Here is a 13,335-nt window from a genome sequence, read left to right as displayed (position 1 = left end):
CGGCTCCCGGATCACGTGCAGTACTGCGCCTGCTTCCCGATCGAGCGGTACATGCAGTCCGCGTTCTCCAGAAGCTGCAGCACGGCGTCGCGGTTGCGCGCCGTCTCGCGCTCGATCACCTCGTCCGGCGGGTAGAAGCCGCCCCCGCTGCCGGACTCGGACGGGTACATCTCGAAGGTGTACGTGAAGATCTTCTGGTTGCCCCACAGCCAGTCGTCGATCGTCCCGTCCGTGATGTACAGGTCGCTCGACTGCTCCGGCGTGTAGCCGTTGCTGCGGGCCATGCTCGTGCCGATGGTCTTGTAGACGGCGAGGTCGTCCGCCGTCAGGCCCGGCGCGGTGTCGTTGTACGTCCACCCGAAGGGCCACAGCACCAGCTGGCTGTACGTGTGGAAGTCGATCGACGCGGTGATCTGCTGCTTGCCGCCGATCACGCGGCTGCGCACGAAGTCCGCGACCACCTTCACCTCGGGGGCCGACTCGCCGGCCGCCCCGCGGTAGGTCTCGGAGCTCTTGCTGCTGCTGGAGCCGCCGCAGCAGCCCCACTTGTAGTCCCAGTTGCGGTTCAGGTCGGTGCCGACGTACGAGGAGCCGGCGTTCGGCTGCCGGTTCTTGCGCCAGGAGCGGTACGAGCCGGTGGCGATGTCGTACTCGCCGCCGTCCGGGTTGAGGTCCGGCACGATCCAGATCTCGCGGCCGTTGACCATGTTGGTGATCCGCGAGTCGGTGCCGTACTTGGAGCCGAACTCCTTGAGCAGGTAGAGCGCCATCTCGACGGTCAGGTGCTCGCGGGCGTGCTGGTGGTGCGTGAAGAGCACTTCGGGCTCGTTCTCGTCGGTGGCGACGTTGTCGCTGATCTTGATGGCGACGATGTCCCGGCCCTGGTACGACTTCCCGATCACCTTCTTGCTCATGATCGAGGGGTACTGCGCGATGCGCTGGTCGATCTCCGCGCCGGCCTCGGCGTAGTTGTGGTACATCGAGTCCTTGGACGGGAAATCCATCGGGTTCGCCGCGACCCCCCGCTCGGAGCGGTCGGGCGGCCCTGGCAGCGCGGTCAGCTTGTAGCCGAGCGCCCGCAGCTCCTTGGCCTGCATGGGGTCGGCGCTGACGACGACCGAGCGGGCGTCGACCTCGTCGATCGAGACGCCCGTACGGAGCAGGGCCGTGCGTTCGGCCGCCGTGGCCGGGCCCTTGATCTCGTACTGGGTGACGGCCTCGTCCTGGGTGGCGGTCGAGGGGGTCGGCGGCGGGGCCGCCGTCGCGCTCATGCCGTAGGCGGGTGCGCCGAGCGCGAGAGCGAGCAGGGCCGCCGTGACGGCGGCCCTGCGTCGGGTGTGGAGCCGCATGCGTTCTCCTGGGTGGGAGTGTGGGGGTAGCCGTGCGGACGCGCACAGCGTGCTCTTCTGGCATGTCCCGGTCAAGAACTCCATTCCGGCCAGATCCGCCGGGATGGCGGCCCGCCGGACGGCCACCCACCGGGACGGCCACCCCCACACGTACCGCCTAGGGCAGGGCGTGAACCTTCGGACCCACCGAGTTGGACCAAGCGCTACCCGCCTTGGCGTCCCAGTTGGTCGACCAGGTCATCGCGCCGCGCAGTCCCGGGTAGGTCCTCGACGGCTTGAAGGACCCGCAGTTCGTGCCCCTGGCCAGGCAGTCCAGGGCGTTGTTCACGATGGTCGGGGAGACGTACCCGCTGCCCGCGCCGCTCGGCGAGGCCGGCACGCCGATGCCCACCTGCGAGGGGTCGAGCCCGCCCTCCAGCTGGATGCAGGCCAGTGCGGTGAGGAAGTCCACCGAGCCCTGCGAGTAGACCTTGCCGTCGCAGCCGTTCATCGAGCCGCTGTTGTAGTACTGCATGTTGACGACGGTCAGGATGTCCTTGATGTTCAGAGCCGTCTTGAAGTAGCCGCCCGACGTGGACTGCATGTCGATGGTCTGCGGGGCCATCGTGATGACGAGCGAGGAGCCGGCCTTGGCGGACAGCGAGCGCAGCGCCTGCGTCATGTAGGTCGGGTTGAGGCCGTTCTCCAGGTCGATGTCGATCCCGCTGAAGCCGTACTCCTGCATCAGCGCGTACGCCGAGTTCGCCAGGTTGTTCGCGGAGGTCGGGTCGTTCACCGAGATGGTGCCCTTCTCGCCGCCGATGGAGAGGATGACGGACTTGCCGGCGGCCTTCTTCGCGGCGATGTCGGCCTTGAACTGGGCGACCGTGTAGCCGCCGAGACCGGCCGAGTCGAGGTTGAAGGCGATGGCCCCGGGCGTGGTCGTGGCATCGGCGAAGGAGACCGCGATGATGTCGTACTGGGCCGGGACGTCGGAGATCTTCTGGACGGTCGCGCCGTTGTTGAAGTTCTGCCAGTAGCCGGTCAGCGCGTGCTTGGGCACCGACGGGTTCGGGTCCGGGTTGCCGCCGCCGGTCGTCGTGCCGGTCACCGCCGCCGACTTCGGGCCCTCGCCCGCCGCGTTGTACGCGCTCACCTGGAAGGAGTACGAGGTGGCGGCGGTGAGCCCGGTGATCTGGGCGGGGGAGCCGGACACGGTCTTGACGCGGACTCCGTCCTGATAGACGTAGTAGCCGCTCGCGCCGCTGACCGCGTTCCACGAAAGGGTGAGCCCGTTCGCGCTCTGGCCGGAAACGGCGGCGCCGGCCGGGGCGCCGGGGACGGACGGGCCGGGGTCGGTGCCGCCGCCCCCGTCCGGGCCGAAGACGCTGAAGTCGTCGACGACGTAGGCGGGCTGTCCGTACCAGCCGTGCGTCCACACCGTCACCTGCGTGGTGCTCGCGCCCGTGGTGAAGGTGGTGGAGAGCTGCTGCCAGCCGCCGCCCGAGCCGGGGGTCCAGGTGGACACGTCCTGCGTGCCGGTCCCGGTCACGCCGAGGTACACGTACGAGCCCTGCACCTGCTCGCTGAGCGTGTACGTCGAGTTCGGCTTGACCTTGACGGTCTGACTGCACTGCGCGCTGTCCTGACCCGCCGGCGTTCCTTTGAGGGCGGCGGCCCCCGTGCGGACGGGGGAGGAGACGACGGCCCCGCTCCCGGAGCTGCAGGTCCAGTCGGCGAGCCCGGACTCGAAGCCTCCGTTGCGGACGACGTTGATGTCGGCGGCCTGCGCGGTGCCGGTCGCGAGGGCGGTCAGGCCGCCTGCGGTCAGGGTGGCGGCGCCCAGGAGGGCGAGCGAGCGTATGCGGTTCACGTGGTCTCCGTGGGGGGAGAAGGGGATGTGAAGGGGGAGGTGGAACTGGTGAACGAACGCACCCGGGGCCGTGGGTGGGGGAAACCCCGTTGGCGCGTCGCCGCGTTGGGGCCAAGTTGGTCCAGACCAATCCCCCTGTCAAGGCCCTTTGCAATGTGGCTTGAATTGATCGACCCTCCGATCCTGGATGTCCGGGTTTCCCGCCACCTGTGACCGGGCCCGCCCGTACGGGAATTACCAAGGCCCTGCCCTGCCAGGGACGACGCGGATATGGTGCTGGGGCAAGGGGGAAGGGCGTCGATTGTTTGCGGTCGCGCAGGGGTGCGCGTACGTGACGTCGGCGCCGACGTATGGGGCGTACGGGGTGAACAGGGGGATTCGCGTGCCGACCGCCATTGCCGTCACCAGTGCCGATCTGGTGCTGCCGGCCCCCGACCGGCACACACCGCCGGCCGTCGTCCTGCACCCGCCCGGACAGCTCGACCTCGCGGGCGCCCTCGCCGAGACGAGCGCCCTGCTGGAGCGCCACGGACACCTCGTGGCCGTCGTGCCGCCCTGGCTGCCGGCCGCGACCGTCCGGCGGCTGCACACCGTGCGGGCCATCCTGGAGACCGACCGGATCGCCCTCCTCGACATCGATCTGCCCCCGCTGGCCACGGCCCTGCTGGTCCGTCAGCTGCGCCAGCTCAGCGTCTGCGACTTCAGCCCCGGAGTCATCGCCTCCGCCGCCCGGCTGCTGTCCCACTACATCCACGCCGGAGCCCTGCTGGGCTCCGTCGCCAAACTGGACCGGGTCCCGGTCGGTCTCAAGGCGCACGCCCGCTCGTGGTCGCCGAGCGCGCAGTTCGCCGTACTGGCCCACCCGACCCCGCACCTGGCCAAGCTGACCGGCTCGGGCGGGGGCGGCGCGCACGCCGGGGGCTCCGCCCTGCCGCCCGGCCCCGCGTACGCCACCCACCTCACCTTCGCGCGCGGCCAGCTCGCCTCCGACTGGGTGGCGGCCGAACTGGCCCCCGCCTGGCGGGTCCAGGGCGTCATGGAGAACCCGCTCCCGGCCGACTCGCCCGCCTGGTGGGCCACGGCGAAGCTGGTCGAGTTCGCCGCCGCCATCCCCGACCCGTCCGTGCTCTACCAGCTGGTCGCCTCGGTCCGCCGCGAGGAGTGCCACTGGTGCGGCCTCGAACTCATCGGCGACCGCTGCGGCTTCTGCGCCGCACCCCTGGCCGCCCCGCCGCCGGCCGAGCCCGGGGAGCGGAAGGCGGCGTCGGCCTTCGCCGGCGTCCCCAGACCAAGACACTGACCGGCTGAACGATCGAAGAACGGCGAGGTAGTACGGCCCATGAACTCACGCCAGCGCCGCGGCGTCATCCTGCTGCTCCTGTCGGTCCTGTGCGCCCTCGCGGCGTTCGGCGGGGTCCTCGTGGTGATCGGCGACGTCAATTCCAAGGTCGGGGCCGAGGTCACCGCCTATCGCGCCAAGGGGGACGTCCCTCCCTACAGCCCGCTGTCGGCGGGCCAGTTCGAGGAAGTCTCCATCCCCCGGCGCTGGCTGTCCGACACCGCCGTCACCGACCTCGGCCTGCTCAAGGACAAGATCGCGCTCACCACCCTGCGCAAGGGCTCACTGCTCCAGTCGGACATGTTCGTCGACAAGCCGCAGCTCCAGCCCGGGGAGCAGGAGATCGCCATCATGATCGACGCGGCGACCGGCGTGGCCGGCAAGATCTACTCCGGGGCCAAGGTCAACATCATCGCCACCTTCAAGGGCGCCAAGGACACCGAGCCCTCCCGCTCGGTGATCATCGTGGCGAACGCCCGCGTCCTGAACGTCGGCAAGCTCACCGCCCTCGACAAGGACAGCGACAGGAAGGGCCCCGCCGAGGCGGTCCCGATCACCTTCGCCCTGAACACCAAGGACACCCAGCGCGTCGCGTACGCCGAGTCCTTCGCGGAGCACGTACGCCTGGCCCTGGTGGCCCCCGGCACCGACTCCGCGCCCGGCCCGGGCGACCGTACGTACACCCTCGACGGGGACAAGTGAGGCCCGGATGACCACCCGAATCCTCCCCGCGGCCGGCGACCCGGACGCCGCCCGCGCCATCTCCACCCTCCTGAGCCAGCTCCCGGCCGCCGAGCCGGGCGCCCCGGTCCCCGACTCCACCACGCTGCTCGACACCCTGGGGCGGCTGGCCGCCGAGTCCATCGACGAACTGCCCGAGGTCGTCCTCGTCCACGAGCGGATCGGCCCGGTGCCCGCGCTCGACCTCATCCGCGAGGTCGCGCTCCGCTTCCCGGCGGTGGGCGTGGTGCTGGTGTCCTCGGACGCCGGCCCGGCGGTCTTCTCCGCCGCCATGGACTCGGGCGCGCGGGGCCTGATCGGGCTGCCGCTCGCCTACGAGGAACTCGCCGCCCGCGTGCAGGCCGCCGCCCAGTGGTCCGTCGGCGTACGCCGCCACCTGGGCCGGGGAGCCGACGTGTTCACCGGCCCGGGCGGCACGGTGGTCACCGTCACCGGGGCCAAGGGCGGCGTCGGCACCACCTTCACCGCCGTCCAGTTCGCGCTGGCCGCGGCCGCCTCTGGGCGGCGCACGGCACTCGTCGACATGGACCTCCAGGCCGGCGACGTCGGCTCGTACCTCGACGTGCAGTTCCGGCGCTCGATCGCCGACCTCGCCGGGATCCACGACATCTCCCCGCGCGTGCTCCAGGACGCGGTGTACGAGGACCGGACGGGGCTCGCGCTGCTGCTGGCCCCGGCGGAGGGAGAGCGAGGCGAGGAGGTCGACGAACGCGCCGCCCGGCACATCGTCGGCGCCCTGCGCAGCCGGTACGAGCTCGTCGTCATCGACTGCGGCACCCAGGTCACCGGCGCGAACGCGGCCGCGGTGGAGATGGCGGACGTGGCGGTCCTGGTCACCACGCCCGACGTGGTCTGCGTACGGGCGGCCAAGCGGCTGGTCCGGATGTGGGAGCGGCTCCAGGTCCGCAAGGCGGAGGACACCGCGATGGTGGTCAACCGCTGGAGCAAGCACACGGAGATCCAGCCCTCGCTGATCGAGAAGATCACGAAGACGCGGGCCACCCGGACCCCGGTCCCGGCGGCCTTCAAGGAGCTCCAGGCGGTGGTGGACGCGGGCCGGGTGCAGGACCTCGACAACCGCTCCAGCGTGAAGCAGGCGCTGTGGACGCTGGCCGGCGAACTCGGCCTGCTGACCGCCCCGTCCGCGGCGGCGCCCGAAGCCGCCGGCGCGGGAAACCCGGGCGCGGCCCTCGCCGTACGGGCCACGGGCCCGGTGGCACGGCTGCGCCGCGGCCGGGAGGGCTGACGGATGTCCGCGCGGAGACCCGTACGGGCCGCCCGGCGCGATCGCGGGCAGGTGGCGCTCGAGTTCGTCGGCATGGTGCCGCTGATCCTGCTGCTCGTGGCGGCGGTGTGGGAGTGCGTACTGATCGGGTACGCGTTCTCCCTGGCGGGCAACGCGGCGGACGAGGCGGCCCGGGTGGGCGCGGTGCACGGGGCGGGGGCCTGTGACGCCGCGGCGCGGCGCCACATCGGGACCGCCTGGCACGTGAGCGTGAGCTGCGGCGAGTCCGGCGACGTCTACAAGGCGACCGTGGAGCTGGGGCTCCCGGTCTTCTTCCCGGGCCTGGACATCGGCACCCCGATCACGGGCGAGGGCGGCTCCGCGAAGGAGGACGAGTGAACCGGCACCCACACCGGAACCGGCACCGCGACCGGGGCCAAGTCGCCCTGGAGTACATCGGCTTCATCCCGATCCTGCTGTTCGTCGCGCTCTGCGGGATCCAGCTCGGCTGGGTCGCGTACGTGGAGCAGCAGGCGGACACCGCCGCCCGTACCGCGGCCCGCGTGGAGGCCCGCAGGGGCGAGGGCGGGGCGGCGGCCGGCAAGGCGGCGATCCGGCCCGGCCTCGCCTCGCTCGCGCAGATCGACGTCGACCCGGGGCCCGACGCGGTCACGGCGACGGCCCGCATCACCGTCAGGTCGATCGTGCCCGGCCTGGACTCGTACACGGCCGAACGCACGGCCGTCATGCCCAACGACGATCCGAAGGGGTGACCGCACCATGAGCCTGCGTTCCCGCGTCAACACCCCCGACGACCGGCACGGTCCGCGCGAGGACGGCCGGCTGGTCTCCGCGTACCGGGCGAAGCTGCTGGAGGAGATCGACCTCGCCGAGATGTCGGCGCTCGCGCCCGCCGAGCGCCGGGCCCGGCTGGAGCGCGTACTCGGGCACATCATCAGCCGCGAGGGCCCGGTCCTGTCCACCGTCGAGCGGGCGCAGCTGATCCGCCGGGTCGTGGACGAGGCGCTCGGCCTCGGCGTGCTCGAACCGCTCCTCGAAGACGCCTCGATCTCCGAGATCATGGTCAACGGACCGGACCAGATCTTCGTCGAGCGCGCCGGCCGCGTCGAGCAGCTGCCCCTGCGCTTCGCCTCGAACGAGCAGCTGATGCAGACCATCGAGCGCATCGTCTCCACCGTCAACCGCCGTGTGGACGAGGCGAACCCGATGGTCGACGCCCGCCTGCCCAGCGGCGAGCGCGTCAACGTGATCATCCCGCCGCTGTCCCTGACCGGGGCCACGCTCACGATCCGGCGCTTCCCGCGCGCGTTCACCCTGCACGAGATGATCGGCCTCGGCTCGCTGGACGAGCAGATGCTCCTGCTGCTGTCCGGCCTGGTCCAGGCGAAGATGAACGTCATCGTGTCCGGGGCCACCGGCACCGGGAAGACCACGCTCCTCAACGCCCTCTCCGGCCTGATCCCGGAAGGCGAGCGGATCATCACCATCGAGGACTCGGCGGAGCTCCAGCTCCAGCAGGCGCACGTCATCCGCCTCGAATCCCGCCCGGCGAACGTGGAGGGCAAGGGCCGGATCACCATCCGCGACCTCGTACGCAACTCCCTGCGCATGCGTCCCGACCGCATCATCGTCGGCGAGGTCCGCGGCGGCGAGACCCTGGACATGCTCCAGGCGATGTCCACCGGCCACGACGGCTCCCTCGCCACCGTCCACGCGAACAGCGCCGAGGACGCGCTCATGCGCCTGCAGACCCTCGCCTCGATGTCCGAGGTGGAGGTCCCCTTCGAGGCCCTCCAGGACCAGATCAACAGCGCGGTGAACGTGGTCGTCCAGCTGACCCGCTTCGGCGACGGCTCGCGCCGCCTCACCGAGATCGCCATCCTCGACTCGCACGGCCGCGAGCCCTTCCGCATCACCACCGTCTGCCGGTTCGCCGCCCAGCCGATGGGCGCCGACGGCCGCGTACACGGGTACTTCGAGTACTACCCGCTGCCGCGCCGGATCGCGGACCGCCTCTACATGAACAACCAGCCGATCCCACAAGCCTTCGGGGTCGCCATCTCCGACGACCAGCTCGCCACCCGCATCACCCGGACCGTCCTGTGAACCCACTGATCCTCCTCACCCTCGGCGTCACCCTGCTGGCCTGCGTCCTCGTGGTCGCGGGCGTCCAGGCGTACGCCGCCGGCCGCGCCCAGCGAGCCGCCCTCGTCGAACGCCTCGCCGCGGACGGCGCGCCGGAGCGGTCCGGCCGCACGCGCCGCTTCGCCGGTGTGGACCGGCGCCTGCGCCGGACCGCGCTCGGCAAGCGGATCGAGCTGAAGCTGGCCGTGACCGGTCTGGACCTCACCCCCGGCGAGTTCTTCGTCTACGTGCTGATGTCCGTCGCCGGGGTGTGGCTGGTCGCGGCGAGTTTCCTGGCCCCGTTCTTCGGCCCGGTGGCCGCGCTGATCGGCCTGTGGGCGGCCGACGCGTTCCTCAACTGGCAGCGGGCGCGCCGCAACGAGCGCTTCATCAACCAGCTGCCCGAGCTCGCCCGCATCCTCGCCAACGCCACCCAGGCCGGGCTGGCCCTGCGTACGGCCATCGCCATAGCGGCGGAGGAGCTGGAGGCACCGGCGGGCGAGGAGCTCTCGCGGGTCGCCGACCGCCTCGCCGTCGGCCACTCCATCGAGGAGTCGCTGGGCGAGATCGCCGAACGGCTGCCCTCGCGGGAACTGGTCGTACTGGTCTCGACGCTGGTGCTGTCCGCGCGGGCGGGCGGCGCGATCGTCGGCAGCCTGCGCAACCTGACCGTGACGCTGGAGCAGCGCAAGGAGACGCGGCGCGAGGTCCGCACCCAGCTCTCCCAGGTGACCGTGACGGCCTATCTGGTGCCGGCCATCGGACTCGGCTCGCTGCTGCTGGTGAACGCGATGATGCCGGGCGCGCTGGACCGGATGACCGGCGCCTTCATCGGCCAGACGGCGGTGCTGGTGGCGATCGGGCTGTTCACGCTGGGCTTCGTGCTGATCCGCCGGCTCTCGAAGATCGACGTGTGAGGGGGCGACGACGGACATGACGGCACTGCTGCTGGCCCTGTTGCTGGGGGTGTCGGTCTTCGGCGTCTTCCACGGCATCCGCCTCTACCGCGCCGAGGTCAAACTGCCGAGCGACCTCGCGCTCGCCCTGGAGGTCGGCGCCACCCGTACGACGGCCGTCGGCTCCGCCGTCGACCGGCTGGGCATCCGCTGGGCACCGCTCGTCCTGCGGCTGATGGGCCCGAACCGGGTCGCCCGCAAGCGCCGCCAGATCGACCTGGCGGGCAATCCTGCGGGCCTGACCATAGACCGATACGCGGCCCGCCGCGCCGTGTACGGGTTCCTGGGCGCGCTCGGCGCCTTCTCGATGCTGATCAACGGCCGGCTCGTACCGGCCCTGCTGATGGTCGCGTTCGGCCTGTTCTGGATCGAGGTCGGCCTGTGGTCGGCGATCCGGGTCCGCCGCGACCACATCGAGCGGACCCTGCCGGACTTCCTGGACGTGCTCGCGGTCGTGGTGAGCGCGGGGCTAGGCTTCCGGCAGGCGCTGGAGCGCGTGGCGGCCAAGTACGACGGCCCCTGGTCGGACGAGATCCGGATCACCCTGCAGCAGATGGACATGGGCGTCAGCCGCCGCCAGGCCTTCGACGAGCTGCGGCGGCGCAACGACTCCGAGCAGGTGGCGCAGTTCGTCACCGCGCTCCTGCAGGGCGAGGAGCTGGGCTCGCCGATCGTCGACACGCTGATCGCGATCGCCGAGGACATGCGCCGTACGGACGCCCAGAACGCCCGTCGCCGGGCGGCCCGGGCGGTCCCGAAGGCCACCTTCGCGGTGACCATGTTCATGCTGCCGGGAACGCTGATCCTGCTGGTCTGCGGCTTCGTGTACGGCGCGGACGTCGACTTCGGCGCGCTGCTCGGGGGCGGGTGAACATGGCGGTCCTCCACATCCCCCTCGCGCGGCGCTCCGTACGCGGGAAGACGGCGGGGGAGCCCTCCCCGGCGCTCGGGACCAACGCCCTGCGGGCGCTCTCCCGCCGGGTCTTCGCCTTCCGGATGGTGATGATCGGCCTGGGCGCGCCGCTGGCCCTGGGGCGCACGGCCGCCGGCGGGCCGACGTACCTCGTGGGCGGCGCGATCCTGCTCACCTTCATGCTCTCGTACGTCCTCTTCCGCGACTGGGAGCGTTTCGGGCCGCTGCTGCTGCGCCACCGGTGGCTGCTGGCCCCGGACCTGGCGTGCTGCGGGCTGCTGCTGGTCACGGCGCGGCCCGAGTCGCCCCTCGGCTTCGCCGTGCTCTGCACACCGCTGCTGGCCGGGCTGGTCTACGGGTGGCGCGGCTCGGCGGTCTACGCGGCCCTGGCGGCGGTGGCCGTGGCCGCCTTGGCGGGCGGGCTGACCCTGCCGGCGCTGTGCCTGCTGGCGGGCGCGGCCGGGGCCTCGCTCCGGGACCTGCTCTTCCGCTTCGGCGCGGCCAGCCAGGCCCTGACGGAGACGCGGGCCCGGCTGGCGGCGGCCGAGGCGGTGCGCGCCGAACGGGACCACCTGGCGCGCGAGATGCACGACTCGGTGGCGAAGACCCTGCACGGCCTGGCCCTGGCTGCGGACGCCCTCGCCCGCACCACGGACCCGGCGGCCCTGCGCCGCCAGGCCTCCTTCCTCTCCGGCGCGGCCCGCGCGGCGGCGGCGGAGTCCCGGGCACTCCTGACCGACCTGCGAGGGGGGACGCGGGCGCCGGGGGTCTCGCTGTCGTCCGAACTCCGCCGGCTGGTCGGCGCGGACGCGGAGTTCCGCACGCGGGGAGTCCTCCCGGTGTTCCCCGCCGCGGTCGCGCACCACGTCCTGTCCATCACCTCGGAGGCCCTGGAGAACGCCCGCCGCCACGCGGGGGCCTCGCACGTGCTGGTCGAGGCGGAGGTGGGCGCCGACGACCTCACCCTGACCGTCGAGGACGACGGCTGCGGCCTCCCGCCGGACGCCCGCCACCGCGGGGACCGCTTCGGCCTCCTCGGCATGACGGAACGAGCGGCGGCGATCGGCGCCCGCCTGCACATCGGACCGAGGCGGTCCGGCCCCGGGACGGTGGTCCGTCTGGACCTCCCGCTCGCGGCACTGACCCCGGAGGGGAGCCCGTGAAGCCGCTCCGCGTCCTGATCGCAGACGACAACCCGGTGGTGCGGGCCGGCCTCGCCGCACTGCTGGCGACGGTGCAGGACATGGAGGTCGCGGCCCAGGCGGCGGACGGCCGCGAAGCCCTCCGCCTGACCCGCCGGCACGCCCCGGACGTGATCCTGCTGGACGTGCGTATGCCGGGCGTCGACGGCATCTCGGCTCTGCCGCACCTCGTACAGCTGGCGCCCGTACTGATGCTGACGTACAGCCGGGAGTCGGAGGTGGTCCGAGAAGCGCTCCTGCTGGGCGCGGGCGGCTATCTGGTGCACGGCGAATTCACACCCGAGGACCTGGTCCGCGCGGTCCGTGACGTCCGCGAGGGCCGCCCCCACTTCACGGTGACGGCGGCGAGCGCACTCCTCGCAGAACTCCGGACCTCTTCGCAACCGCAACGAAGTGTGGCACGCTCTCCAGAGCGACTGCACAACTCGGTTCTCTTCGGCTTGAGTTCGAGGGAGGTGGAGATCATGGATCTGATCGCGTCCGGGATGAGCAACCAGCAGATCGCGACCACCTGCTTCATCAGCGAGAAGACGGTGAAGAACCACATCAACCGGATCTTCGCGAAGCTCCAGAGCACGAGCCGCAGCGAGGCGATAGCGCGCTGGCTGGGAACCGCCCGTCCAGGGGTGAGCGGACATGGGTAGACGGAGTGCGCAGTGGGTCCGTAATTGGGCCCCGGGACCCTTGGTTATCACTGGTGACTCCCCGTACGGTCCGCAAACCAACAGCGTCACCGGCCCGGGAGGAAACCCCCATGTTGCAGAACACCCTGGCGAGGATGCGGCAGCGGTACGGAACGAAGGCCGAACGGGACCGGGGCCAGACGGCCTTCGAATACCTGGGCATCATCCTGGTGGTAGTGGTCATCATCGGCGCGATCGTCGGCACGGGCATCGGCCAGAGCATCACCAACAAGATCAAGGATCAGATCACCGCCATCACAGCGGGCAAGTGACTCGACCTCGACTTGGTGATCGAGGGCAGGCCTTCCCCATCTACATCGTGGTGGTCGCCGGCCTGCTCTTCGCCGCGCTGGCGTTCTTCGCGGTCGGCATGGCCGGTGCGACACGCAGCAATGCCCAGGGCGCGGCGGATGCCGCGGCGCTCGCCGCCGCGCGCGAAGCGAGGGACAACGTATTTCTGGGCCTCGACCTGCTCAGCCTCACGCCCGCTGACTGGGAGAAGATCGTCAACGGCGATCTCCTCAATGGGAAGGGCGCATGCGGGAAGGCCGTCGACTTCGCCACCTTGAACGATGCCGCGGCGGAGTGTGAACCGGCCATGCCCAAGTTCACGGTCAAGGTCACGACCAACGGCACAGTCGGAAACTCGGTCGTGCCGGGTGTCGGCGGCATGAAGGGCAAAGCCACGGCCACGGCCCTGATCGAACCGCGGTGCACTCTGCGGTCGGCCCCCACCCCGGCTCCCACACCCACGACCACACCGGCACCGACACCGAGCCCATCTCCCTCGCCTGGGGCGGGGAGTGTCACCTTCGTGTGCAGTGGGAAGACCCTCACGTTGGATCCGGCGAAACCAGGCCCGTTGTCCCGGCTGACGAGAACGCTCTTCAGCGTGCGACTGGTCGACTGACAGCGAACGAGAGACAAGGA

The 13,335-nt window shown here is 71.3% G+C and carries 14 protein-coding genes; 12 read left to right on the top strand and 2 right to left on the bottom strand.

The genetic code is table 11. The annotated features are described in order from the left end of the window. Positions 1-11: 11 nt before the first annotated feature. Both K7B10_RS16325 and K7B10_RS16320 read right to left on the bottom strand, forming a co-directional pair. Positions 12-1,349: a M14 family metallopeptidase gene (locus K7B10_RS16325; protein WP_229336738.1), complete on the bottom strand. Its 1,338-nt coding sequence runs from the start codon at positions 1,347-1,349 to the stop codon at positions 12-14. A gap of 157 nt (positions 1,350-1,506) precedes the next feature. Next, on the bottom strand, positions 1,507-3,201 hold the full coding sequence (locus tag K7B10_RS16320) for a chitinase (protein ID WP_229336737.1): 1,695 nt from the start codon (positions 3,199-3,201) through the stop codon (positions 1,507-1,509). A 382-nt stretch (positions 3,202-3,583) separates the two neighbouring features. Here K7B10_RS16320 and K7B10_RS16315 point away from each other — a divergent pair, with 382 nt between their 5' ends. The 12 genes from K7B10_RS16315 (at position 3,584) to K7B10_RS16260 (ending at position 13,315) form a co-directional block, all read left to right on the top strand. Further along, positions 3,584-4,501 (top strand): hypothetical protein, encoded by a 918-nt coding sequence (locus K7B10_RS16315; RefSeq protein ID WP_229336736.1) that lies wholly within the window; start codon positions 3,584-3,586, stop codon positions 4,499-4,501. Positions 4,502-4,540: 39 nt separating this feature from the next. After that, a complete protein-coding gene (gene cpaB, locus K7B10_RS16310; RefSeq protein ID WP_229336735.1) occupies positions 4,541-5,242 on the top strand; it encodes a Flp pilus assembly protein CpaB in 702 nt (233 codons plus the stop codon). A 7-nt stretch (positions 5,243-5,249) separates the two neighbouring features. Continuing rightward, positions 5,250-6,527 (top strand): CpaE/TadZ family protein, encoded by a 1,278-nt coding sequence (locus K7B10_RS16305; RefSeq protein WP_229336734.1) that lies wholly within the window; start codon positions 5,250-5,252, stop codon positions 6,525-6,527. 3 nt (positions 6,528-6,530) lie between these two features. Then, positions 6,531-6,905: a TadE family protein gene (locus K7B10_RS16300; protein ID WP_229336733.1), complete on the top strand. Its 375-nt coding sequence runs from the start codon at positions 6,531-6,533 to the stop codon at positions 6,903-6,905. Continuing rightward, positions 6,902-7,279, top strand: a complete 378-nt coding sequence (locus K7B10_RS16295; protein WP_229336732.1) for a TadE/TadG family type IV pilus assembly protein — start codon at positions 6,902-6,904, stop codon at positions 7,277-7,279. Before K7B10_RS16300 ends, K7B10_RS16295 begins: the two co-directional genes overlap by 4 nt. Before the next feature lie 7 nt (positions 7,280-7,286). Beyond that, complete coding sequence (locus K7B10_RS16290) at positions 7,287-8,633, top strand: TadA family conjugal transfer-associated ATPase (RefSeq protein WP_229336731.1); 1,347 nt, start codon at positions 7,287-7,289, stop codon at positions 8,631-8,633. After that, entirely contained in the window at positions 8,630-9,568 is a 939-nt protein-coding gene (locus tag K7B10_RS16285; RefSeq protein WP_229336730.1) for a type II secretion system F family protein, read from the top strand. Before K7B10_RS16290 ends, K7B10_RS16285 begins: the two co-directional genes overlap by 4 nt. A gap of 16 nt (positions 9,569-9,584) precedes the next feature. Then, entirely contained in the window at positions 9,585-10,478 is an 894-nt protein-coding gene (locus K7B10_RS16280; protein WP_229336729.1) for a DUF5936 domain-containing protein, read from the top strand. A 2-nt stretch (positions 10,479-10,480) separates the two neighbouring features. Further along, positions 10,481-11,683: a sensor histidine kinase gene (locus K7B10_RS16275; RefSeq protein ID WP_229336728.1), complete on the top strand. Its 1,203-nt coding sequence runs from the start codon at positions 10,481-10,483 to the stop codon at positions 11,681-11,683. Beyond that, complete coding sequence (locus tag K7B10_RS16270) at positions 11,680-12,366, top strand: response regulator (RefSeq protein ID WP_229336727.1); 687 nt, start codon at positions 11,680-11,682, stop codon at positions 12,364-12,366. The genes K7B10_RS16275 and K7B10_RS16270 overlap by 4 nt, the downstream gene beginning before the upstream one ends. Positions 12,367-12,476: 110 nt before the next feature. Beyond that, on the top strand, positions 12,477-12,677 hold the full coding sequence (locus K7B10_RS16265; protein WP_229336726.1) for a hypothetical protein: 201 nt from the start codon (positions 12,477-12,479) through the stop codon (positions 12,675-12,677). Further along, positions 12,674-13,315 (top strand): pilus assembly protein TadG-related protein, encoded by a 642-nt coding sequence (locus K7B10_RS16260; RefSeq protein ID WP_308284591.1) that lies wholly within the window; start codon positions 12,674-12,676, stop codon positions 13,313-13,315. Before K7B10_RS16265 ends, K7B10_RS16260 begins: the two co-directional genes overlap by 4 nt. The last annotated feature ends 20 nt before the right edge of the window (positions 13,316-13,335 follow it).

This window comes from Streptomyces flavotricini, from assembly GCF_020639365.1.
Lineage (GTDB): Bacteria > Actinomycetota > Actinomycetes > Streptomycetales > Streptomycetaceae > Streptomyces > Streptomyces flavotricini.
This window is presented reverse-complemented; position numbering and strand designations above follow the sequence as displayed.